The sequence below is a fragment of the Serpentinimonas sp. SMBJO2 genome (assembly GCF_056341105.1).
Window position 1 is genome coordinate 2,033,520 of record NZ_CP150628.1, and the last position, 20,789, is coordinate 2,054,308.

A 20,789-nucleotide genomic window follows, 5' to 3' on the forward strand; every position below is an offset into this window, starting at 1 on the left:
GACGGTGCGCAAGTGCAAGATCATGCACAAGCTCACGCAACACGGCGCGTGCCATGAACAATCCTTGGCGCCGCAAGTCTATACAATCGTCTGGGATGGGACACATAGTCTGCGAGCCTTGTTGGAGTTGCGGACGTTTGAACACCAAGGTAACGAAGTAGACAAATCAGCAGCGAGCGTCGTCGTGCCCTTGCCGTCGTAGCTGAGGTTTCAAAGTCAGCATGGCCTTGCCCGCCGTCAGCGTGCCGTCGCAGGCGTAGTATTCGACGTCCACGCCTTGCGTCAGCAACGGGTGCAGGCGGCGGTTTTCTTCGAGCAGCGCGGGCAGTTCGGACTGCATACCTTGCGCACGGCATCCTGGCACGCCCCCAATGGCAAGCCAGGGTTCAGGCGTGCAACGGCGCGCTCGAAGCGCTGCTTGAGCACAAGCTCGTCGTGGCTTTCGCGCTCGGGGTGCCCGCCTTTTTCAGCATTGGCATCGGGGCCGATGCGTTCTTCGCGTTCGACGGCGTAGCCCAGTGCGGCCAACTGGTCGAGCAGCGCGGCATCTAGCCGGGCTTCGGAAAGGAAGGCCATCAGCGCGGCTCCTCTATGGCGTGCAATGCTTGTTGGGCCAGTCGACCGGATTCGGTCAGGCGGTAACGCTGGCTCCGGCTTTGCGGTTTGTCAGGCTGGCTCATTTCGACCAGGCCGAGTTCCAGCGCTGGCAAGAGATAGGCTTTGCGGAAGTGCTCCCTATCGGCGAGCGCCAGCGCTGCCTGCATGGCATGCCGGGTCATTTCCCCCTGAATCCGCATCAGCAGGGCCGCGACTTGCGGGGTAACTTGCGGGGTAACTTGCGGGGTAACTTGCGGGGTAACTTGCCTCCCGCGCGCCGCCAAGGCGCTCGCTACATCGAAGGTCAGCACCACCGCGCCGCTCCGAACCGCCGTCACGGGCGGTGCCAGCCCCGCTTCGCGCATCAGCCGTGCCATCTTCAGCGTGCCGCGGCCCCAGGTTTCGATGATGCCGCGCCGGTAGAAGGCTTCGGCGATCATCGGGTTCCACGGTCGCGACTCATGCTCGCGCTGCAACGCCTCCGGTGTCAGGCCGAAGTGCAGCTCACCGATGGAAATGATCTCCAGCCGGTCGTCGTACAGCGCCACGTTCACCGAACCGCTGCCGATGGCGTAGTCGCGGTGCACGAAGGCATTGGCAAGCGCCTCGCGAAGCGCTTCCACGGGCAAAAGCGGGGTATCCTCGCGCTCCAACCGGCCCGGCACGATGCGCCCGGCCACCGGCAAGGAATCCATCAGGAAGCGTTCCGCCTTGCGCATCAGCGCAAATGCGTTACCGTAAAACTGCCGATTGTCCAGAAACTCGTCGCGCGTCACGCCCTTGAAGCGCGCCACCTTCAGCCGCAGTTGCGGAAAGTCCGGCAAGGGCACCTCGTCCTTGCAGAACAGCACCACCGCCGCGCGTGCCAGCTTGCCACCGTCCACCAGCAAGCCCAGTCCACGCAAGACCTCCAGCGGCTCCCGCGTGCCCGGGTCTGCGCTGCGACCGCGACGGATGGATTCCTCCAGCGTGAGCGCCAGTTCGCGCCCATCCAACTGCGATGCATCCCATCCCTCGGCCGACTGGTTTTCCCAGCGCCGCACAGCGTGCAATTCCTCCAGCAGCAGCCGCTGCTGCGCCTCCCGCGACATCACCCGCGTGGTGTTCAGCACCCGTTCGTAGGGCACGCCGCGAAAACTCGTCACCCGAGTGCTGCGCTCCACGCTGACCACCAGCACCACGCGCCCCGGCCCCACCGACAGCCGCTCCACGGTCGGGAACAGCGGCGGCTCGAAGTGCTGGAACTCCTGCGCCAGTTCCTCCAGCGTGCGGTCGCTCACCGTCTGCCCCACCGCCTGGCCCGCTGGTGTCACGCCAAACAGCACCTGTCCGCCCTGGCCATTGGCGAAGGCGCACAGGGTGCGGCAGGCGCGCTCCTTCTCAGCCGTGGATTTCTTGAATTCGAGGGTGGCGGATTCGCCCTGCGCGGTGAGGCTGCGCAGTTGCTCCGGCGTCATGCCGCTTTCTCCTCGATCCGTTGGGCATCGGGGATGCGCAATTGGCCGGAGATAAGGCGCGGCAGTAGCGTGTCACGCAGGGCGGCGAGGGTTTCCATCTGCTCAACATTGGCTTGCGCTTTCAATCGTAACGGCGCGGCGACGACATCGAATGTTTCGCAGAGTTCGTGCGGCGGCAAAGCAAAGCGCGGGATTTTCAAGCCGTCAGGATTGAGCATATTCACCGTGCTGCCGTTGGCGCAGACCTCCGCTTGCGGCACTTGTTGCGCCAGCAGCGCGCGCAACATGCCCAGATGCCGGGCCTTCATCTGCAACCCGCTGATGTTACGTCTGGGCATCGAACAACTCCTGCAAGGCATCGGCAAGCGTGCGCACGTCCTGCAAATAGGCGGGCAAAAGCTTCAGGGTTTCGTTGGCAAAGCCGACACCGTAGTCGTGCGCGGTGGTGTTGCGGTTGGCGCGGTAGGCAAACCAGCGTTCGATGGCGGCTTCGTCCAGCAGACCGTGTTTACCAGCATGGCGAAACAAGTCCTTGAAAACCAGTTTGTCCACTTCGCGGGGAATGCCGCCGTAGAGTTTCAGCGCCTTGCGCAACAGCTTGCCGGTAGTTTCCAGCGACAGTTCGAAGCTCTTGACCACAGCGTTGCGAAACAGGTCGTAGAGCGTGTCTTGCTCCGATTGCACGGCGGCCAGCCGAGCAATGGCTTCTTCCAAGGTGTCCGCCGTGCGGCGCAAGTGTTCGACATGCAATGACACGCGCGTTCTCCTCGGTTGCTTACGGCGTAGCCCAGCACAGCTTGTCGGCGGCCTTGAAGAGTTCGGCTTCGAAGCCGAGCTGGCCGCCGTTGCCGTTCTTGGCCGTGCCGTTCCTGGCGCTGTTGTTCTGAGCCATCGTGTTCTTATCCTTTGCGTCATGCCCAGGCGGGCCTGCCGCACCGGCTCAGGCGATCAAAATCAGCACCACCTGCAGCAGCACGATCAGCAGCAGCACCGACAAATCGACCCCGCCGACCGTGGGCACGACGCGCCGGATGGGCGCCAGCAAGGGTTGCAGCAGGTGCCCCAGCGTGTACTGAATCGGCGCCTGCGGCTGCACCCACGACAGCACCACGTACACCAGCGCCACCACCATCAGGCCCTGCAACACGGTGCGCAGCATGAAGTGGAGCGCCACCCACGGGATGCTGAACAGTTGCGCGGCCTGCCCCATGCCCTGCGGCCCGAGCAAGCCGGCACCGAGCAGGGAGTGCCATGCCGCCGAATAGACCAGCGCCAGCAACACCGCGGCGATGAAACTGGCCACATCGAAGCGCGACTGCACCCAGACCTGCGGCAAAGACCTGCGCAGCGGCTGCACGATCCAGTTGGTGAGCGCCATCACGAACGGGCCCGGCTGCTGCGTCATGCGCATGCGCCGGGTGTTCATCCAGGCCCGCAGCAAGGCCGCCGCGACCAGGAAAAAAAACAGCGTGTCGAGCAAGAAAAGCAGCGCGGACATGGTTAGCGCAGTCCTGTGTACAGGCCCAAGGGGCTGATTTTCATCGTTTGCCCTTTTTCGTTTTGCCCGTGCCCCGGGTGGCCGGGGCTGCTGGCGCAGCCGCCGCTCGGGACACCTCGCGCACCGCCTTGCTGCGCGTGCGCTTGGGGGCGTATTGTGCCTCAGCCGATGCGGCGTCGCGTGCCTGTTTGCCCTTGCGCGTCGCGCCCGCCTCGGCGGCCTTGTCGCGCTGCACACGGGGGCTGTCGGCGTCCGGGTTGACGAGCCTGAAATCGATCCGGCGCCCGTCCAGATCGACGCGGCTGACCTGCACATTCAGGCGCGACCCCAGGGCGTAGCGGATGCCGGTGCGCTCGCCACGCAGCTCCTGGCGCGTTTCGTCGTGGCGAAAGTAGTCGCCGCCCAGCTCGGTGATGTGCACCAGCCCTTCGACGTAGAGGTTTTCGAGCGTCACGAACAGGCCAAAGCTGGTGACGGCGCTGATCACGCCGCCAAACACTTCGCCCAGGTGTTCGCGCATGTATTTGCACTTCAGCCAGGCCTCGACGTCGCGGCTGGCTTCGTCGGCGCGGCGCTCGTTGGCGCTGCAGTGCAGCCCGGCCGCCTGCCAGCCCAAGGCCTCGGCGCTGCGCGCCTTGGCGGCTTCGGCGGTGGCGGCGCTGACGGCGGTCTCGCGCGCCGACAACCGCTTGGCCAGCTTGGCCTGCGCCTCGCCCGGTGTGGGCAGCGTCGGCAGGCGGTATCTGCGCTCGGCCAAAATGGCTTTGATGAGGCGGTGCACCAGCAAGTCGGGGTAGCGCCTGATCGGGCTGGTGAAGTGGGTGTAGGCCTCAAAAGCCAGCCCGAAGTGGCCGCTGTTGTGCGGGGTGTAGATGGCCTGCTGCATCGAGCGCAGCAGCATCTGGTGGATTTGCGCCGCGTCCGGGCGCTCCTGGGTGGCGGCGGCCAGTTGCTGAAAATCCTTGGGCTGCGGCTCGTCGGACAGCGTTTGCGCCACCCCCAGGGCCTTGAGGTACTGGCGCAGGGTTTCGAGCTTCTCGGGCGTGGGGCCCTCGTGTACCCGGTACAGCCCCCACTGCTTGCCTTGGGCGATGAACTCGGCGGCGCACACGTTGGCCACCAGCATGCTCTCCTCGATCAGCTTGTGGGCCTCGTTGCGCGTGCGGGGCACGATTTTCTCGATGCGCCCGCTTTCGTCACAGACGATCTGCGTCTCGACGGTCTCGAAATCCACCGCGCCGCGGCGCTGGCGCGCGCTCAGCAGCGCCCGATAGACCTCGTGCAGGTGCAGCAGGTGCGGCACCAGGGCGGCGCGCTGCTGCGCCTGCGGGCCGCGGGTGTTTTGCAGGATCGCCGCCACTTCGGTGTAGGTGAGCCGGGCATGGCTGTACATCACGGCCGGGTAGAACTGGTAGGCGTGCACCTCGCCTTGGGCGGTGATGAGCATGTCGCACACCAGGCACAGGCGCTCGACCTGCGGGTTGAGCGAGCACAGGCCATTGGAGAGCTTTTCCGGCAGCATCGGGATCACGCGGCGCGGGAAATAGACCGAGGTGGCGCGGTCGTAGGCGTCGGCATCGAGCGCGTTGCCGTTTTCCACGTAGTGGCTGACGTCGGCAATCGCCACCAGCAGCCGCCAGCCCTTGCCGCGCCCGACGCGGGCGGGTTCGCAATACACCGCGTCGTCGAAGTCGCGCGCGTCCTCGCCGTCGATCGTCACCAGCGCCACGTCGGTCAGGTCGATGCGGCCCTTGCGGTCGGCGGCGCGCACCTGCTCGGGCAAGGCGCGCGCCTGCGCCAGCGCGGCCTCGCTGAACTGGTGCGGCACGCCGTATTTGCGCACCGCGATCTCGATCTCCATGCCCGGGTCGTCGATCTCGCCCAGCACTTCCTTGACGCGCCCCACCGGTTGCCCAAACAGCGCCGGCGGCTCGGTGAGCTCGACCACCACCACCTGCCCCGGCTGCGCCGCCCCGGTCGCGGCCTTGGGGATGAGCACGTCTTGGCCGTAGCGTTTGTCTTCTGGCGCCAGCAGCCAGACCCCGTTCTCGTGCAGCAGGCGGCCGATCAGGGGCGCGCTGGAGCGTTCGATGATTTCGGTCACGCGCCCCTCGGGGCGGCCGCGCCGGTCGTAGCCTATGATGCGCACCTTCACGCGGTCGCGGTGCAGCACGGCGCGCATCTCGTTGGGCGAGAGGTAGAGGTCGGGCTGGCCGTCGTCGCGCTGCACGAAGCCGTGGCCGTCGCGGTGGCCATGCACCACGCCGTCGAATTCGGTCAGGAGCGGGTTTTGGATTTTTTCTTTCACGCGGTTTTTACACTCGTTTGGGTCATGCTATACTAACGGCTTATCTGAAAGCCCAGGTGGCGGAATTGGTAGACGCACTAGTTTCAGGTACTAGCGCTGAGAGGCGTGGAGGTTCGAGTCCTCTCCTGGGCACCAAGCATTGCACAAAACCTGCACTTTGAATCCTTTTCAAGTGCAGGTTTTTTTGTGCCTGCTCGCCGTGTGCCAGCGCCAGCACAGGCTTCAAAGCAGTTGCCCCACCAGATCGTGCCCCTCGGCGGCCACGATGCGCGCGCGCACCCACTCCCCTGCCCGGTAGCTCTGGCTGGCTTTTTGCGTCGGCAGCAGGCGCACCACGCCGTCGATCTCGGGCGCGTCGGCATAAGAGCGCCCGACACCGCCTTTTTTGCCCAGGCTCAGCGCCTGGTCCACCAGCACCTGCATGGTGGCGCCGACGCGACGCTGCAGCCGCGCCGCCGACACGCCTTCGGCCACCGCCATGAAGCGCGCCCGGCGCTCGTGGCGCACGGCATCGGGCAGCGCACCGGGCAGTGCGTTTGCCGCTGCCCCTTGCACCGGCGAGTAAGCAAAGCAACCGGCGCGGTCGATCTGGGCCTGAGCCAAAAAGCTGAGCAGGTGCTCGAACTCGGCCTCGCTCTCGCCCGGAAAACCGGCGATGAAGGTGCTGCGCAGCACCAGCTCGGGGCAGCGCTCGCGCCAGCGCTGGATGCGCTCGAGGTTGCGCTCGCCACTGGCCGGGCGCTTCATGCGCTTGAGCACGTCCGGGTGGCTGTGTTGCAGCGGCACGTCGAGGTAGGGCAGCACCAGCCCATCGGCCATCAGCGGCAAAATCTCGTCCACGTGCGGATACGGGTACACGTAGTGCAGGCGCACCCAGGCCCCGTGCGGCCGCGCCAGCTCGCCCAGGGCGCGCGCCAAGTCAAACAGCTTGGTCTTGATCGGCCGACCGTCCCAAAAGCCGGTGCGGTACTGCACATCGACGCCGTAGGCGGAGGTGTCTTGGCTCACCACCAGCAGCTCCTTGACCCCGGCCTCAAACAGCTTGCGTGCCTCGCCCAGCACCTCGCCCACCGGGCGGCTTTGCAGATCGCCGCGCAGCGAGGGGATGATGCAGAAGGTGCAGCGGTGGTTGCAGCCTTCGCTGATTTTCAGGTAGGCGTAGTGGCGCGGCGTGAGCTTGACGCCCACGCCCTCGACCAGCGCCGCAGCGGGCCGCGCCGGCAGCAAATCCAGAATCGGGTCGTGGGGCGGCGGCGGCAGGTGCTGATGCACGGCTTGCATCACCTCGTCGGTGGCGTGTGGCCCGGTCACGGCCAGCACTGCGGGGTGCATCTGGCGCACCAGATTGGCGCCGCCCTCGCCTTGGCGTGCGCCCAGGCAGCCGGTGACCAGCACCCGGCCGTTGGCGGCCAGCGCCTCGCCGATGGCGTCCAGGCTCTCTTGCACCGCTTCGTCGATGAAGCCGCAGGTGTTGACGATCACCAGATCGGCCCCTTGGTAGCTCTTGCTGGTCTGGTAGCCCTCGGCGTGCAAGCGCGTCAGGATCAGCTCGGAATCGGTCAAGGCCTTGGGGCAGCCGAGGCTGACAAAGCCGACCTTGGGCGCAGGCCGGGCGGCTGGTGGGGTCGAGACATCTGGGGTTGCAGTCATCCCCGGATTGTCTCAGCTTCGGGCGCACCGCAGCAGCCGTGCAGGCGACGGGGCGCAATCGGCCTTTGTGCCTGTGCGCCCATGAGCCCCTCAGCGCTTGAGCCCAAACGCCGCCAGCATCTGCTCTTGCATCTGCGCCAGCGCATGCTGCGACTGGTTGAAGTAGTTGCCCAGCATCAGCGGCGCCTGCGCCTTGACGAACTGCTGCCACAGCTCGGGCGTGAGGTCTTTGGCCTGATCGGCCATTTTTTGCTGCACGTCCATGAAGATCTGCAGGTTTTTTTCGAGGTAATGGCCCATGTTGGCCTGCATCGAGTGGCCGTAAAAGCGGATCAGGTTGGCCAGCAGCTTTTCGGAAAACAGCGGCACGCCGGCGCTTTCCTCCTCCAGGATGATCTGCAGCAGGATGCTGCGCGTCAGGTCGGCACCGCTCTTGGCGTCGCGCACCACGAAGGGCTGCACGCGCATCACCAGCTCTTTGACTTCGGCCAGCGTGATGTAGGCCGAGGCCTCGGTGTCGTAGAGGCGGCGGTTGGGGTACTTCTTGATCACGCGCGGCGACTGGCCGGGCGCGCTCGCTTCTGAAGCCTGGGGGTCTTGCACGTTGCGGGCTTTCTGGGCAGTGGGAAGGGTGACGAAGGCCTGACACGGGGCAGGAAGGCTTGTGACTTGCTCCAGCCGTGCTCCATTGTAGAGGCAGGGCCGCGCTGGTCGGGGAGGACCACGCCTGAAGGCGAAGCGGGCGCACCGTCGATGGCGTGCGGCGGGGGCAGCGCATCAGCCCGGCGCAAGCCCGGTGTGCTATTTTGGCGCCCTTGTTTCACTTCCCCCTCTTGTGTACGCCCATGAAACGCCTGCAAAACAAAGTCTGCCTCATCACCGGTGCCGCCCAAGGCATCGGGGCCGCCACCGCGCTCAGGTTCGCCGCCGAAGGCGCGCGCGTGGTGGTCTGCGACCTGCGCCAAAGCGCCGTCGATGAGGTGCTGGCGCAGTGCCAGGCCTTGGGCGCCGAGGGGCTGGGGCGCGTGCTCGACGTGACGCAGCGTGCCCAGGTCGATGCATTGGTGGCCGAGGTATTGCAGCATTTTGGCCGCATCGACGTGCTGGTCAACAACGCCGGCATCACCCAGGACGCGCGGCTGCAAAAGATGAGCCTGGAGCAGTTTGACCGTGTCATCGACGTGAACCTGCGCGGTGTGTTTCATTGCAGCCAAGCGGTGGCCGATGCCATGGTGGCACAGGGCGCGGGCGTGATTCTGAACGCCTCGAGCGTGGTCGGGCTGTACGGCAACTTTGGCCAGACCAACTACGCCGCCACCAAGGCGGGCGTGATCGGCTTCACCAAGACCTGGAGCCGCGAGCTCGGCCCCAAGGGCGTGCGCGTGAACGCCGTGGCACCGGGCTTTGTGGCCACGCCGATCCTGCACACCATTCCCGACAAGGTGCTCAAGGACATGGAACAGCGCGTGCCCCTGCGCCGCCTGGCGCAACCCGAAGAAATCGCCAACGTCTATGCCTTTTTGGCCAGCGACGAGGCCAGCTACGTCAACGGCGCGGTGCTCGAGGTCTGCGGCGGCCTGACGATCTGACCCGAGCCCGGGCGTGCGGGCATCCGAGCGCGCTGCGGGGTTGGTCATATGGGGCGCTGATTTGTCGCCTATCATGGTCGCACGCCATGGCGGCAGCGGCCGCCCGACTTGTGACCAGACCCATGCCCACCCCAAGCGCCAGCCCCACGCCTCCCTCACCGCCTGCGTCACCCGACCTGGTCGGCAGCGCCGCCGCACCCACCCACCCCGCACCCGAGGCGAACGAGCCGCACTGGCACACCCGCAGCAGCGCCGACTGCGCGCGCACGCTCGAGGTGGAGCCGGCGCAGGGCCTGAGCGCGTCCGAGGCCAACGCACGCCTGCAGCGCCACGGCCCCAACCGGCTGGCCGAGCCGCCGCCACGGCCGCTGTGGCGCGGGCTGCTCGATCAGTTCAAGAGCATGCTGATCATCATCCTGCTGGTGGCGGCGGTGATTGCGGCCTTCATCGGCGACATCAAAAGCGTGACCGTGATCCTGGTGGTGGTGTGCTTCAACGCCGTGCTTGGTTTTTGGCAAGAGTACCGGGCCGAAAAAACCCTGGCCGCGCTCAAGAACATGCTAGCCCCCCAGGCGCGTGTGCGCCGCGCTGGGCGCGTGGAAGAGATCGACGCCAGCCAGATCGTGCCCGGCGACGTGGTGCTGCTCGAAGCCGGCGACCGCGTGCCGGCCGACGGCCGCCTGCTGGTGGCGCACAATGTGGAGATCGACGAATCGGCGCTCACCGGCGAGTCGCACGCCGTGGGCAAGGATGCGGCCTTCGTGGCGCCGCCGGCGGCGGCGCTGGGCGACCGCATCAACATGGCGTTCATGAACACCGGCGTCACGCGCGGGCGTGCCGAGCTGCTGGTCACCGGCACCGGCATGGATACCGAAATGGGGCGGCTGGCCACCATGCTGGCGCAAGCCGAAAGCGGCGCCACCCCGCTGCAAAAGCAGATCGACGGGCTGGCGCACAAGCTGGTGCTGATCGCTGCCATCGTGGTCACGATCATCTTTGCGCTGGGCCTGTGGCGCGGCGACCCGTGGGCGCAGATGCTGCTCACCTCGCTGGCGCTGGCGGTGGCCGCCACCCCCGACGGCCTGCCGGCCGTGCTCACGGTCACGCTGGCGCTGGGCATGTACGCCATGGCGCAGCACCGCGCCATCGTCAAGCGCATGACGGCGGTCGAAACGCTGGGCTGCACCACCGTGATCTGCTCCGACAAGACCGGCACCCTGACCATGAACCAGATGAGCGCGCGCAGCCTGGTTTACCGCTGCCGCCGCTACACGGTGTCGGGCGAGGGCTACGGCGCGGCGGGCCAGATCGGGGCCGCCGATGCCGCCGACGCCGCCGCCCTGCCCGACTTCAGGCCCTTGCTGCACCCGGCGGCGCTGGCCAACGACAGCCGCATCCGCAATGGCCGCCTGATCGGCGACCCAACCGAGGGCGCGCTGCTGGCGCTGGCGGCCAAGGGCGGCATCGATGCCGAGGCGCTGGCCGAGCACAACCCGCGCATCGCCGAAATCCCCTTTGATTCGGCACACAAGTTTCAGGCCACCTTCCACCACGACGGCGAGTGGGTGCGCCTGTGCGTCAAGGGCGCGCCCGACGTGCTGCTCACCCGCGCCAGCCGCCAGCTCGATGCCGAGGACGTCGGCGAGACCGCGCTCGACCCCGCCTACTGGCAGAGCGAGAACGAGCGCCTGGCCAGCCAGGCCATGCGCGTGCTGGCGGTGGCCAGCAAATCCATCCCGGCGCGCGACTTCGACCCCGCCGGCGAGCTCATGCAGCACGCGCAAGACCTTACTTTCGTGGGTCTGGTGGGCCTGATCGACCCGCCGCGCCCCGAGGCGCGCGCGGCCATCGCCCTGTGCCAGCACGCCGGCATCCAGGTCAAGATGATCACCGGCGACCACCGCATCACGGCGGCGGCGATCGCGCGCGAGCTCGGGCTGCACGGCGAAGTGATCGAGGGCCGCGAGCTCGATGCGCTCAGCGTCGAGGCGCTGGCGGCGCGCATCGACCGGGTGGCGGTGTTTGCCCGCGTCGCGCCGGAGCACAAGGTGCGCATCGTGCAGGCGCTCAAGGCCGACGGCCACGTCACCGCCATGACCGGCGACGGCGTCAACGACGCCCCAGCGCTCAAGCACGCCGACATCGGCGTGGCCATGGGCATCACCGGCACCGAAGTCACCAAGGAAGCGGCGGTGATGGTGCTCACCGACGACAACTTTGCCACCATCGTGCGCGCCGTGCGCGAGGGCCGCGCGATTTACGACAACATCGTCAAGTTCGTGCGCTTTCAGGTCTCGACCAACATCGGCGCCATGCAGACCGTGCTCGGCGCCAGCCTGATCGGGCTGCCCACGCCCTTTACCGCAGTGCAGATTTTGTGGGTCAACATCATCATGGACGGCCCGCCGGCCCTGAGCCTGGGGGTGGAGCCGCCGCGCACCGGCGTCATGGACGAGCCGCCGCGCCGCTCCGATGCCCGCATCTTGAGCGGCAGCCGCATCGCGCAGCTGTTTTTCTTTGGCTTTTGCATGACGGTCGGCACGCTGGGGCTGTTCTGGTACGCCCAGCCCAAGGGCGAGACCTACGCGCTCACGCTGGCTTTCACCACCTTTGTGCTGTTCCAGTTCTTCAACCTGTTCAACGCCCGCAACGAACACGGCAGCGCCTTCAACCGGCAGCTGTTTCGCAACCGCTGGCTCTGGATGTCGCTGGTGGCCGTGGTGGGGCTGCAAGTGCTGGTGGTGCACTGGGGCCCGCTGCAAGCCTTTTTCAACACCACCGACCTGAGCCTGCACGACTGGCTGCTCTCGGCCGCCGTGGCCGCCAGCGTGCTGGTGCTGGAAGAGCTGCGCAAGCTCGCGCTCAAGCTGCTGCGGCGCACGGCCGCGCCGGTGCAGGTGGCGGGGATGCGTCAAGCTGGAAGCGCAGACCAGCTAAAATGAAACGTCCTATCTGGTCATCATGCAATCCCTCGCTCAAGTCGACCATGCCACGGTATGCGCCACGCGTGCTTTTGTGGGCTTGGTCGCGCGCCGCTACGACTTGAGCGCAGCCATACTGTACGGAAGTCGGGCGCGTGGCACGCACGCGCCGGGCAGCGATGCCGATGTGGCGGTCTTGCTCAAAGGCCGCCCCGAACCCTACCTGGACACCAAGCTGGCATTGGCCGATCTGGCTTACGACGTCATGCTGGAAACCGGAATCCGAATCTCACCGCTCCCTGTCTGGACCGAGGAGTGGGAGCATCCGGACGCCTACTCGAACCCGGCCCTGCTGCACAACATCGCCCGTGAAGGGGTGCGCCTGTGAGCGCGCCTTTGAATCCGGCGGGGTTGATGAACAAGGCCAGCCGGGCATGCACATCGGCCCACGCATTGTTGAGCCTCGAGGACCCTGACGGCGCTTGCAACCGTGCGTACTACGCGATGTTCGACGCGGCTCGTGCTGTGCTGATGGCAATTGGCATGTCAAGCGACTGCGCCAAAACCCATAGCGGTCTGATCACGGCTTTCGGCTTGCATCTGGTCAAAACCGGTCTGGTTCCGGTCGAACTCGGCAAGGCTTTCAACCGGGCTGAGGAAATCCGTCTGGAGGCAGATTACAAGGGCGACCCCATCCCGCTCGACAAGGCGCGCATGATCGTGCATCAGTCCGCATCCTTCGTCGCCGCCATGCACGAATTGCTGGCGCGTTTGCAAACTGCGCCACCGGGCGGTGTGGGCACAACACCCCCGGCAGCCTGATTGTTGTAAGCCGCGCTCCATGGCGGCCTTGGTGGGTAGAGCCAGGTCTAAACCTTGGCCCGGCGGCGCACTGGCGCCTGTGCCCCCGCTGGCGCTTGCGCCTTGGGCGGCAAGCCGGTGTGCTGCGTCAGCAGGCGGCCCTTGGCGACTGGCTTGGCGGCGGCGGGCGGGGTCGAATTGCTGCGCCGCGGGCTCTGGTAGGTGCTGGCGCCGGCGGGCTGGAAGCTTGGGATCAGGTGCTGGCGGCCATTGCCGATCAGGTCGGCGCGGCCCAGGGCTTTGAGCGCCTCGCGCAGCAGCGGCCAGTTGGCCGGGTCGTGGTAGCGCAAAAAGGCCTTGTGCAGGCGCCGCCGCTTGTCGCCCTTGACCACATCGACGCGTTCGGCGCGCGCGTCGCGGTGGATGCCCTTGAGTGGGTTCAGGCCGCTGTGGTACATGGCGGTGGCGCTGGCCATGGGGCTGGGGTAGAAGGTCTGCACCTGGTCGGCGCGAAAGCCGTTTTTCTTCAGCCACAGCGCCAGCTGCATCATGTCGGCGTCGCTGGTGCCGGGGTGGGCGGCGATGAAGTACGGAATCAGGTACTGCTTTTTGCCCGCCTCGGCGCTGTAGTGCTCGAACATCTTTCGGAAGCGCTCATAGCTGCCGATGCCGGGCTTCATCATCTTCGACAGCGGGCCGCCTTCGGTGTGCTCGGGCGCGATTTTCAGGTAGCCGCCCACGTGGTGCTGCACCAGTTCCTGCACGTATTCGGGGCTGAGCACGGCCAGGTCGTAGCGCAGACCGGAGCCGATCAGCACTTTTTTGATGCCCGGCAGCGCGCGCGTGCGCCGGTAGATCGAGATCAGCGGCCGGTGGTCGGTGTGCAGGTTGGGGCAGATGCCGGGATAGACGCAGCTGGGTTTGCGGCAGGCGGCCTCGATGGCGGGGCTTTTGCAGCCGAGCCGGTACATGTTGGCGGTGGGGCCGCCGAGGTCGGAGATCACGCCGGTGAAGCCGGCCACCTGATCGCGGATCTGCTCGACCTCGCGCACGATCGAGTCCTCGGAGCGGCTCTGGATGATGCGGCCCTCGTGCTCGGTGATGGAGCAAAAGCTGCAACCGCCAAAGCAGCCGCGCATGATGTTGACGGAAAAGCGGATCATCTCCCAGGCCGGGATTTTGGTAGTCCCGTCGTGGCGGCCCTGCGCGTCGGCGTAGCTCGGGTGCGGGCTGCGCGCATAGGGCAGGTCAAAGACCCAGTCCATTTCGGCGCTGCTCAGGGGAAATGGCGGCGGGTTGATCCAGACGTCGCGTTGGCCCGGCCCGCTGCCGTGCGCCTGCACCAGCGCGCGCGCGTTGCCGGGGTTGGTCTCGAGGTGCAGCACGCGGCTGGCGTGGGCGTAGAGCACCGGGTCGGCGCGCACCTGCTCGAAGCTGGGCAGGCGGATGACGCTGCGCGCGCGCTCGGGGGCTTGGGTCTTGGCGCGCTGGACCAGCGGCGGGTGAAAGGCGATCACGGCGCTGGTGGCAGTTGGGGCAGCGGTGGGGGCAACCGTGGCCGCTTGGGGCGCTGCGGCTGCATCGGGCTGCTCGGGGCCGGTGTCGGCTTGGCTGCACGAGCCGCCGCGCGCCTGCGCCTGCTCGCTCGGGCTCAGGTAGGGGCTCAGGTGGGCCTCGACGCGGCCGGGCCGATCGACCTCGGTCGAATCGATCTCGACCCAGCCCGGCGCGCCGCTGCGGCGCACGAAGGCGGTGCCGCGCACATCGGTGATCTGCGCCACCGGCTCGCGCCGCGCCAGCCGGTGCGCGATCTCGACCAGCGCGCGCTCGGCGTTGCCGTAGAGCAGCAAATCGCACTTGGCATCGACCACGATCGAGCGCCGCACCTGGTCGCTCCAGTAATCGTAGTGGGCGATGCGGCGCAGGCTGGCCTCGATGCCGCCCAGCACGATCGGCACCTCTTTGTAGGCCTCGCGGCAGCGCTGGCTATAGACGATGGCGGCGCGGTCTGGGCGCTTGCCGCCCACGTTGCCGGGGGTGTAGGCGTCGTCGGAGCGGATTTTGCGCTCGGCCGTGTAGCGGTTGATCATCGAATCCATGTTGCCCGCCGTCACGCCCCAGAACAGATTGGGCTGGCCCAGCGCCTTGAAGGGCTCGGCGCTGTGCCAATCGGGCTGGGCGATGATGCCCACCCTGAAGCCTTGGGCCTCGAGCACGCGCCCGATCACGGCCATGCCAAAGCTGGGGTGATCGACATAGGCGTCGCCGGTGACCAAGACCACGTCGCAGCGGTCCCAACCCAAGCGCTCCATCTCGGCGCGGCTGGTGGGCAAAAAAGGCGCAACCCCAAAGCGCTTGGCCCAATGGGGCTTGTAACTGCTCAGGGGCTTGGGCGCCTGGGCCGGGGCGTAGGGGCTCGATGTGCTCATGATTTGAGTGCGCGATCATAGGCGCAGGCGCGCCGGCGTGCGCGCCGCTGCGGCGATGCCCCGCTACGCGGCAGTGCTGTAGGCGCAAGCGGCGGCGGGGGCAGAACTGGGCGCGCACCCGGCCATGGCTGGCTCATGGCCCTCGCCCTCCTGCTCGTCCGCGCCCGCGTGCAAGGCGCGCTGCGCCAGTTGCCAGACGTGGCGTGCGGGCTGCTGTTTGAGCCGATGGTCGCTCCAGACCTGGCGCCAGCGCCGCGCCCCCGGCTGGCCGTGGCGCAGGCCCAGCAGGTGGCGCGCAATCGCGTACCAGGGCGTGCCCTCTGCGGCGGCCTGGCGCTCCATGTGGTCGAGAATGGCGGCCTCGACCGCGTCGCGGCTGGGGGCCGGGTGGCTGGCGCCAAAGAACTGCGCGTCCCAATCGTGCAACAGCCACGGCTGGTGGTAGGCGCTGCGCCCCACCATCACACCATCCACGAGTTGCAACTGCTCGGCCATCTGCGCCGCGCTCTGCAAGCCGCCATTGAGCACCAGCGTGAGCTGCGGAAAATCGCGCTTGAGTTGGTGCACCCGTTCGTAGCGCAGCGGCGGCAGCTCGCGGTTTTCCTTGGGGCTCAGGCCCTGCAGCCAGGCGTTGCGCGCATGCACGATGAACACCGTGCAGCCCGCTTCGGCCACCGTGCCCACGAAATCGCGCACAAAGCCGTAGCCTTGCTCCGCGTCGATGCCGATGCGGTGCTTGACGGTCACCGGCACATCGACCACCGCACGCATGGCGCGCACGCAGTCGGCCACGCGCTGCGGCTCGCTCATCAGACAGGCGCCAAAGGCGCCGCGCTGCACCCGCAGGCTCGGACAGCCGCAGTTGAGGTTGATCTCGTCGTAGCCCCACGCTTGCCCCAAGCGCGCACACCGGGCCAGATCGTCGGGCTCGCTGCCCCCGAGCTGCAAGGCCAGCGGGTGCTCGGCGGCGTCAAAACGCAAGTGCCGCCCCACATCGCCATGCAGCAAGGCACCGGTGGTCACCATCTCGGTGTAGAGCCTGGTGTGGCGCGTGAGCAGGCGGTGCAGGGTGCGGCAGTGGCGGTCGCTCCAGTCCAGCATCGGGGCCACGCACACGCGCCAAGGGCTGCAAGCGCCGCCAGGACCGGACTGGGCGGCCTGGGCTGGAAGGGCTGGATGGGCCTGGAGGGCGGGCATGGGCTCGGTTGGCTGGGTGCCTGGTGCTTGGTGTTTGGTGCGCGGAGACCGAGGTGTGTCACCGAGGTGATCGCGCCATTTTAGCTGGCAGCAGCATGGGATTGACGCCGCTTGCGGCATGCCGCCGCTCAGGTTGGGCGGCGCCGTGGGGCCTGAGCTTCAGGGGCCTGCCCTGCCAGTGGTATGCTTGGCCCGATTAGGTACATACCATTATGGACGACGGAACGCTTTTGGCGGCAGTGGATTTGGGCTCGAACAGCTTCAGACTCGAGGTTGGCCGCTACGACTCGGGGCATGTGGCCCGGGTCGATTACATCAAGGAACCGGTGCGCCTGGGGGCCGGGCTCGACGAGTACAAAAACCTGAGCCTGGCGGCGATGGAGCGCGGCTGGGAGTGCCTGGCGCGTTTTGGCGAGCGCCTGCAAGGCTTCAAGAAAACCCAGGTGCGCGCCGTGGCCACCCAGACCCTGCGCGAGGCCCGCAACCGCGACGATTTTTTGCGCAAGGCGCAGGCGGTGCTGGGTTTTGCCATCGACGTGATTTCTGGCCATGAGGAGGCGCGGCTGATCTATCAGGGCGCCTCGCACCTGCTGCCGCAGTCGGACGAGCGGCGCCTGGTGATCGACATCGGTGGGCGCTCGACCGAAATCATCCTGGGCCTGGGCTACGAGCCGCTGCGGCTGGAATCGTACCGCTTGGGTTCGGTGTCGTGGACGCAGCGCTATTTTGCCCGTGGCCAGTTCACCACCCCCATGCTGCGCACCGCCGTGATCGCGGCCAAGGCGGTGCTCGACGAAGCCCTGGACACCTTTCCCGCTGCCGAATGGAAGCTGGCTTATGGCTCATCGGGCAGCGCCGGCGCGGTGTGCGAAATACTGGCCCTCAACGGTTTTGAGCCCGACGTGATCACCCGCCCTGGGTTGGACTGGCTCACCGAGCGCCTGTTGCGCGCCGGCAACGTGAGCGAACTGCGCCTCGATGGCCTGCGCGACGACCGGCGCCCGGTGCTGTGCGGCGGCTTGAGCGTGCTGCACACGCTGTTCGAGCTCTTTGATCTGCAGGCGCTGCACCGCTCCTATGGGGCGTTGCGCCAGGGCGCGCTGTTTGACCTGATCGACCGCGGCAGCGACCAGACCGACGTCCGCGAGCGCACGGTGCGCTGGCTGGGTGCGCGCTACGCCGTGGACCAGGCCCAGGCCGGTCGCGTGGCCGCCTTGGCGGTGCGGCTGTTTGCGCAAGTGGCCGACGAAGACCCGCTCAACGGCCGCTACTCGCGCAAGCTCGACTGGGCGGCGCGCCTGCACGAGATCGGCACCCACATCTCGCACGAGCAATCCTACCGCCACGGGGCCTACATCCTCGACCACGTGGACGCACCAGGCTTTTCGCTGCCCGAGCTGCACCGCATGAGCCGCCTGGTACTGGGCCAGCGCGGCAAGCTGCGCAAGGTCGAAGCCGAGCTGCAAGAAGAGCTGTTTGCCAAGCAGCTGCTGTGCCTGCGGCTGGCGGTGCTGCTGTGCCATGCCCGCAAAGACCCCGACAGCGCCGCCCTGCGGCTGGGATACAAGGCCAACCGCTTCAAGTTCAGCTCGGTGCCGGGCTGGTCCAAGCGCTATCCGCAATCGGCCTGGCTGCTGGAAGAAGAAGCGCTGGCCTGGCAAAAAACGCACTGGGCGCTGGACCTGGATCTGCGCTGATTGCGCTTGGCCGATCGGTTCAGAGCAGCTCTGGCATTTGCACGGTCACGATCACGGTTTGCGCGCGGCCGTCGCGCTCGCGCTGGCGCAGCCACCAGACCGAACCCTTGCGGATCGAGCAGTCTTCCTCGCGCCAATCGAGCAGCCGGGCCACGGTGCGGCCCAGCGTCGGCTGGTGCCCGACGACCAAGGCGGGCTGGCGCGCGTCGGGCCACTGCACCAGTTGCAGCAGCTCTTCGACCGTGCCATTGGGGCGCAGTTCGTCGCGCGCCTTGTATTTGCGCCCGAGCGCGATCACGGTCTGTTCGGTGCGCACTGCGGGGCTGCAATAGACGCGCACCCCTTCGGGCAGCTGACGGTCGAGCCAAGCCGCCATGCGCAGCGCCTGGCGCTCGCCCTTGGGGGTGAGGCGCCGCGACAGGTCGGCGCCGCAGCCGTCTTCGGTTTCTTCCAGGTCTTCGGCTTCGGCGTGGCGCCAGAGGATCAAGTCCATGTTCATCCTTTGCCCCCGTGACGGGTCATGAGGTTGGTTTGGGCCGAGTGCAGCGGGTTGCGCCCGCGCCCTTGGTGCACCCCAGCGCGCGCGTAGCTGCCATCGGGTTGCAGCAGCCAGGCGTCGCGGCTGTCGTGCAGGTACTGGTGGATGCCTTCTTCCATCACGCGCTGGCGCAGCGCCGGGTCGGTCACCGGCCAGGCCAGCTCGACGCGGCGCAGCATGTTGCGGTTCATCCAGTCGGCGCTGGACAGCCACAGCTCCTCTTGTTCGCCATGGCGGAAGTAAAACACCCGCGAGTGCTCGAGCAAGCGCCCGATGACGGAGCGGATGCGCACGTTGTCGGTGTAGCCCGGCACCCCGGCCGGCAAAATGCAGGCCCCGCGCACGATGGCGTCGATCTGCACCCCGGCCTGCGAGGCGTGCGCCAGCGCGCGGGCCAGCGGCTCGTCGGTGAGGGCGTTGGTTTTGAGGATGATGCGCGCCTCTTGCCCCTGTCTGGCGGCCGCCACGCAGGCCTCGATGCGCTCGAGCATGCCTTTGTGCAGGTAAAACGGCGCCGCCAGCACCTTGTGCAGCCTGGGCAGGCGGCTCTGGCTGGCCAGGTGCAAGAACACGTGGTCGAGGTCGCTGGTGAGGGCCTCGTCGGCCGTGAGGTAGCTGAAATCGGTGTACAGCCGCGCCGTGCCGGGGTTGTAGTTGCCGGTGGACAGATGCGCGTAGCGCACCAGCCGCCCCTCTTCGCGCCGCGTGATGAGCAGCATCTTGGCGTGCGTCTTGAGCCCCACGATGCCATACACCACCTGCGCCCCGACCGACTCCAGCCGCTCGGCCTGGTTGATGTTGGCCTCTTCGTCGAAGCGCGCCTTGAGCTCGACCACCGCCGTGACCTCTTTGCCGCGGCGCACGGCTTCGCGCAGCAGTTCGGCCATCTCGCCCTTGTTGCCGGTGCGGTAGATGGTCTGTTTGATCGCCAGCACCTGCGGGTCTTCGACCGCCTCGCGCAAAAACGCCAGCACGGCATCGAAACTCTCGTAGGGCTGGTGGATGAGCACGTCGCCCTTTTTGAGGCGCTCAAAAAACGACTGCCCCGGCACCAGTTGCGAGGGCCAGCCGGGCAAGTAGGGCTCGAAGCGCAGGGCGGGCAACTCGAGCAGGTCGATCAGCTGCGTCATGCGCACCAAGTTCACCGGCCCGCTGACGCGAAACAGGCACTCGGGCGGCAAGTTGAACTGCTGCAGCAGAAAATCGGATAAGAATTCGGAGCAACCGGCCGAGACTTCGAGCCGCAGCGCCTGACCGTAGTGGCGGTGCTGCAGCCCCAGGCGCATGGCCGTGCGCAGGTTTTTCACCTCCTCTTCATCGACCGCCAGATCGGAGTGGCGCGTGACGCGAAACTGCGAGAACTCGGTCACCGTGCGGCCCGGAAACAAGTCGCCCAGATGCGAGCGGATCAGGCTCGAAATCGAGATGAAGCAGGCGGTTTTGCTCATGCGCGTGCCGGGGATGCGCAGATAGCGCGGCAGCGAACGCGGCACCTTGACGATCGCCACTTCGTTTTCGCGCCCAAAGGCGTCGCGCCCGGCCAGGCGCACGATGAAATTGAGCGACTTGTTGGCCACCTGAGGGAAGGGGTGCGAGGGGTCGAGCCCCACCGGCAGCAGCAGTGGCTGCACCTCGGTGGCGAAGTATTCCCTCACCCAGCGCCGCTGCACCGGCGTGCGCTCGCTGTGCGGTACGATTTTCACGCCGCGCTTTTCCAGGATCGGGTGCAATTCCTCGTTGAGAATCAGGTATTGCAGATCGACCAGGGAATGGACCTTGGCCGCCACTTCGCGAAAGCTCTGCGCCGTGATGGCGCCGCGCTGTTCGTTGGCCATGAAAGCCGCCAGCTGCGGCGCAAAACGGACCTCGAAAAACTCGTCGAGGTTGGATGAAACGATGGTCAGGTAGCGCAACCGCTCCAGCATGGGCACGGCCGGGCGACGGGCCAGGTCGAGCACGCGTTCGTTGAAGGCAAGTATGCTTTGGTCGCGGTCCAAAAAACCGTGCTTGGGGGGCGGTGTGGTGCTCATGCGTCTGGTTTACGATTCCCTGAAGGGCCATAACGTTCAATTATGGAACGGCCCGTGCCCCGAAATATGACAACCCC

General features: G+C 66.9%; 16 protein-coding genes, 1 tRNA gene and 1 pseudogene. 6 read left to right on the forward strand and 12 right to left on the reverse strand.

The genetic code is table 11. The annotated features are described in order from the left end of the window. Window positions 1-217 precede the first annotated feature (217 nt). The 6 genes and pseudogenes from AAAZ40_RS09490 to rnr form a co-directional block, all read right to left on the reverse strand. A pseudogene (locus AAAZ40_RS09490) lies at window positions 218-576 on the reverse strand (type I restriction endonuclease); the annotation flags it as partial. Beyond that, window positions 576-2,054 (reverse strand): Fic family protein, encoded by a 1,479-nt coding sequence (locus AAAZ40_RS09495; protein WP_476660138.1) that lies wholly within the window; start codon window positions 2,052-2,054, stop codon window positions 576-578. The gene AAAZ40_RS09495 and the pseudogene AAAZ40_RS09490, both read right to left, overlap by 1 nt. Beyond that, complete coding sequence (locus tag AAAZ40_RS09500) at window positions 2,051-2,392, reverse strand: restriction endonuclease subunit S (RefSeq protein WP_476660139.1); 342 nt, start codon at window positions 2,390-2,392, stop codon at window positions 2,051-2,053. The genes AAAZ40_RS09495 and AAAZ40_RS09500 overlap by 4 nt, the downstream gene beginning before the upstream one ends. Then, entirely contained in the window at window positions 2,379-2,810 is a 432-nt protein-coding gene (locus AAAZ40_RS09505; protein ID WP_476660140.1) for a nucleotidyltransferase substrate binding protein, read from the reverse strand. Before AAAZ40_RS09505 ends, AAAZ40_RS09500 begins: the two co-directional genes overlap by 14 nt. Before the next feature lie 184 nt (window positions 2,811-2,994). After that, window positions 2,995-3,552, reverse strand: coding sequence for a YggT family protein (locus AAAZ40_RS09510; RefSeq protein ID WP_476660141.1), 558 nt, complete (start codon window positions 3,550-3,552; stop codon window positions 2,995-2,997). Window positions 3,553-3,592: 40 nt separating this feature from the next. Beyond that, the gene (gene rnr, locus AAAZ40_RS09515; protein WP_476660142.1) at window positions 3,593-5,860 is read right to left on the reverse strand and encodes a ribonuclease R; all 2,268 of its coding nucleotides are present in this window, start codon (window positions 5,858-5,860) and stop codon (window positions 3,593-3,595) included. Window positions 5,861-5,910: 50 nt separating this feature from the next. Between rnr and AAAZ40_RS09520 the strand changes: the two genes are divergently transcribed. Further along, window positions 5,911-5,995: transfer RNA gene (locus AAAZ40_RS09520), tRNA-Leu, on the forward strand. 87 nt (window positions 5,996-6,082) lie between these two features. On the opposite strand, the gene rimO is transcribed toward AAAZ40_RS09520, so the two are convergent. Together rimO and phaR are read right to left on the reverse strand one after the other, a co-directional pair. Continuing rightward, window positions 6,083-7,510 carry a 30S ribosomal protein S12 methylthiotransferase RimO gene (gene rimO, locus AAAZ40_RS09525; RefSeq protein ID WP_476660143.1) on the reverse strand — a complete coding sequence of 476 codons (1,428 nt, stop codon included), beginning with the start codon at window positions 7,508-7,510 and terminating at the stop codon, window positions 6,083-6,085. A 90-nt stretch (window positions 7,511-7,600) separates the two neighbouring features. Then, window positions 7,601-8,113, reverse strand: coding sequence for a polyhydroxyalkanoate synthesis repressor PhaR (phaR, locus tag AAAZ40_RS09530; RefSeq protein WP_476660144.1), 513 nt, complete (start codon window positions 8,111-8,113; stop codon window positions 7,601-7,603). Window positions 8,114-8,355: 242 nt separating this feature from the next. On the opposite strand from phaR, the gene fabG reads away from it, so the two are divergent. The 4 genes from fabG (at window position 8,356) to AAAZ40_RS09550 (ending at window position 12,842) form a co-directional block, all read left to right on the forward strand. Further along, complete coding sequence (fabG, locus tag AAAZ40_RS09535) at window positions 8,356-9,099, forward strand: 3-oxoacyl-ACP reductase FabG (protein ID WP_476660145.1); 744 nt, start codon at window positions 8,356-8,358, stop codon at window positions 9,097-9,099. Between the two features lie 122 nt (window positions 9,100-9,221). Then, window positions 9,222-12,041 (forward strand): cation-translocating P-type ATPase, encoded by a 2,820-nt coding sequence (locus tag AAAZ40_RS09540; protein ID WP_476660146.1) that lies wholly within the window; start codon window positions 9,222-9,224, stop codon window positions 12,039-12,041. A gap of 19 nt (window positions 12,042-12,060) precedes the next feature. Next, window positions 12,061-12,408 carry a nucleotidyltransferase domain-containing protein gene (locus tag AAAZ40_RS09545; protein WP_476660147.1) on the forward strand — a complete coding sequence of 116 codons (348 nt, stop codon included), beginning with the start codon at window positions 12,061-12,063 and terminating at the stop codon, window positions 12,406-12,408. Beyond that, entirely contained in the window at window positions 12,405-12,842 is a 438-nt protein-coding gene (locus AAAZ40_RS09550; protein ID WP_476660148.1) for a HEPN domain-containing protein, read from the forward strand. The genes AAAZ40_RS09545 and AAAZ40_RS09550 overlap by 4 nt, the downstream gene beginning before the upstream one ends. A 47-nt stretch (window positions 12,843-12,889) precedes the next feature. On the opposite strand, the gene AAAZ40_RS09555 is transcribed toward AAAZ40_RS09550, so the two are convergent. Both AAAZ40_RS09555 and dusA read right to left on the reverse strand, forming a co-directional pair. After that, a complete protein-coding gene (locus AAAZ40_RS09555; RefSeq protein WP_476660149.1) occupies window positions 12,890-15,250 on the reverse strand; it encodes a YgiQ family radical SAM protein in 2,361 nt (786 codons plus the stop codon). Window positions 15,251-15,313: 63 nt separating this feature from the next. After that, window positions 15,314-16,447, reverse strand: a complete 1,134-nt coding sequence (gene dusA, locus AAAZ40_RS09560; protein ID WP_476660150.1) for a tRNA dihydrouridine(20/20a) synthase DusA — start codon at window positions 16,445-16,447, stop codon at window positions 15,314-15,316. Between the two features lie 212 nt (window positions 16,448-16,659). Between dusA and AAAZ40_RS09565 the strand changes: the two genes are divergently transcribed. Further along, on the forward strand, window positions 16,660-18,144 hold the full coding sequence (locus AAAZ40_RS09565; RefSeq protein ID WP_476660151.1) for a Ppx/GppA phosphatase family protein: 1,485 nt from the start codon (window positions 16,660-16,662) through the stop codon (window positions 18,142-18,144). Between the two features lie 19 nt (window positions 18,145-18,163). Here AAAZ40_RS09565 and AAAZ40_RS09570 read toward each other — a convergent pair whose 3' ends face one another. Together AAAZ40_RS09570 and ppk1 are read right to left on the reverse strand one after the other, a co-directional pair. Further along, the gene (locus AAAZ40_RS09570) at window positions 18,164-18,637 is read right to left on the reverse strand and encodes a SixA phosphatase family protein (RefSeq protein WP_476660152.1); all 474 of its coding nucleotides are present in this window, start codon (window positions 18,635-18,637) and stop codon (window positions 18,164-18,166) included. 2 nt (window positions 18,638-18,639) lie between these two features. Beyond that, window positions 18,640-20,712: a polyphosphate kinase 1 gene (gene ppk1, locus AAAZ40_RS09575; RefSeq protein ID WP_476660153.1), complete on the reverse strand. Its 2,073-nt coding sequence runs from the start codon at window positions 20,710-20,712 to the stop codon at window positions 18,640-18,642. Window positions 20,713-20,789 lie beyond the last annotated feature (77 nt).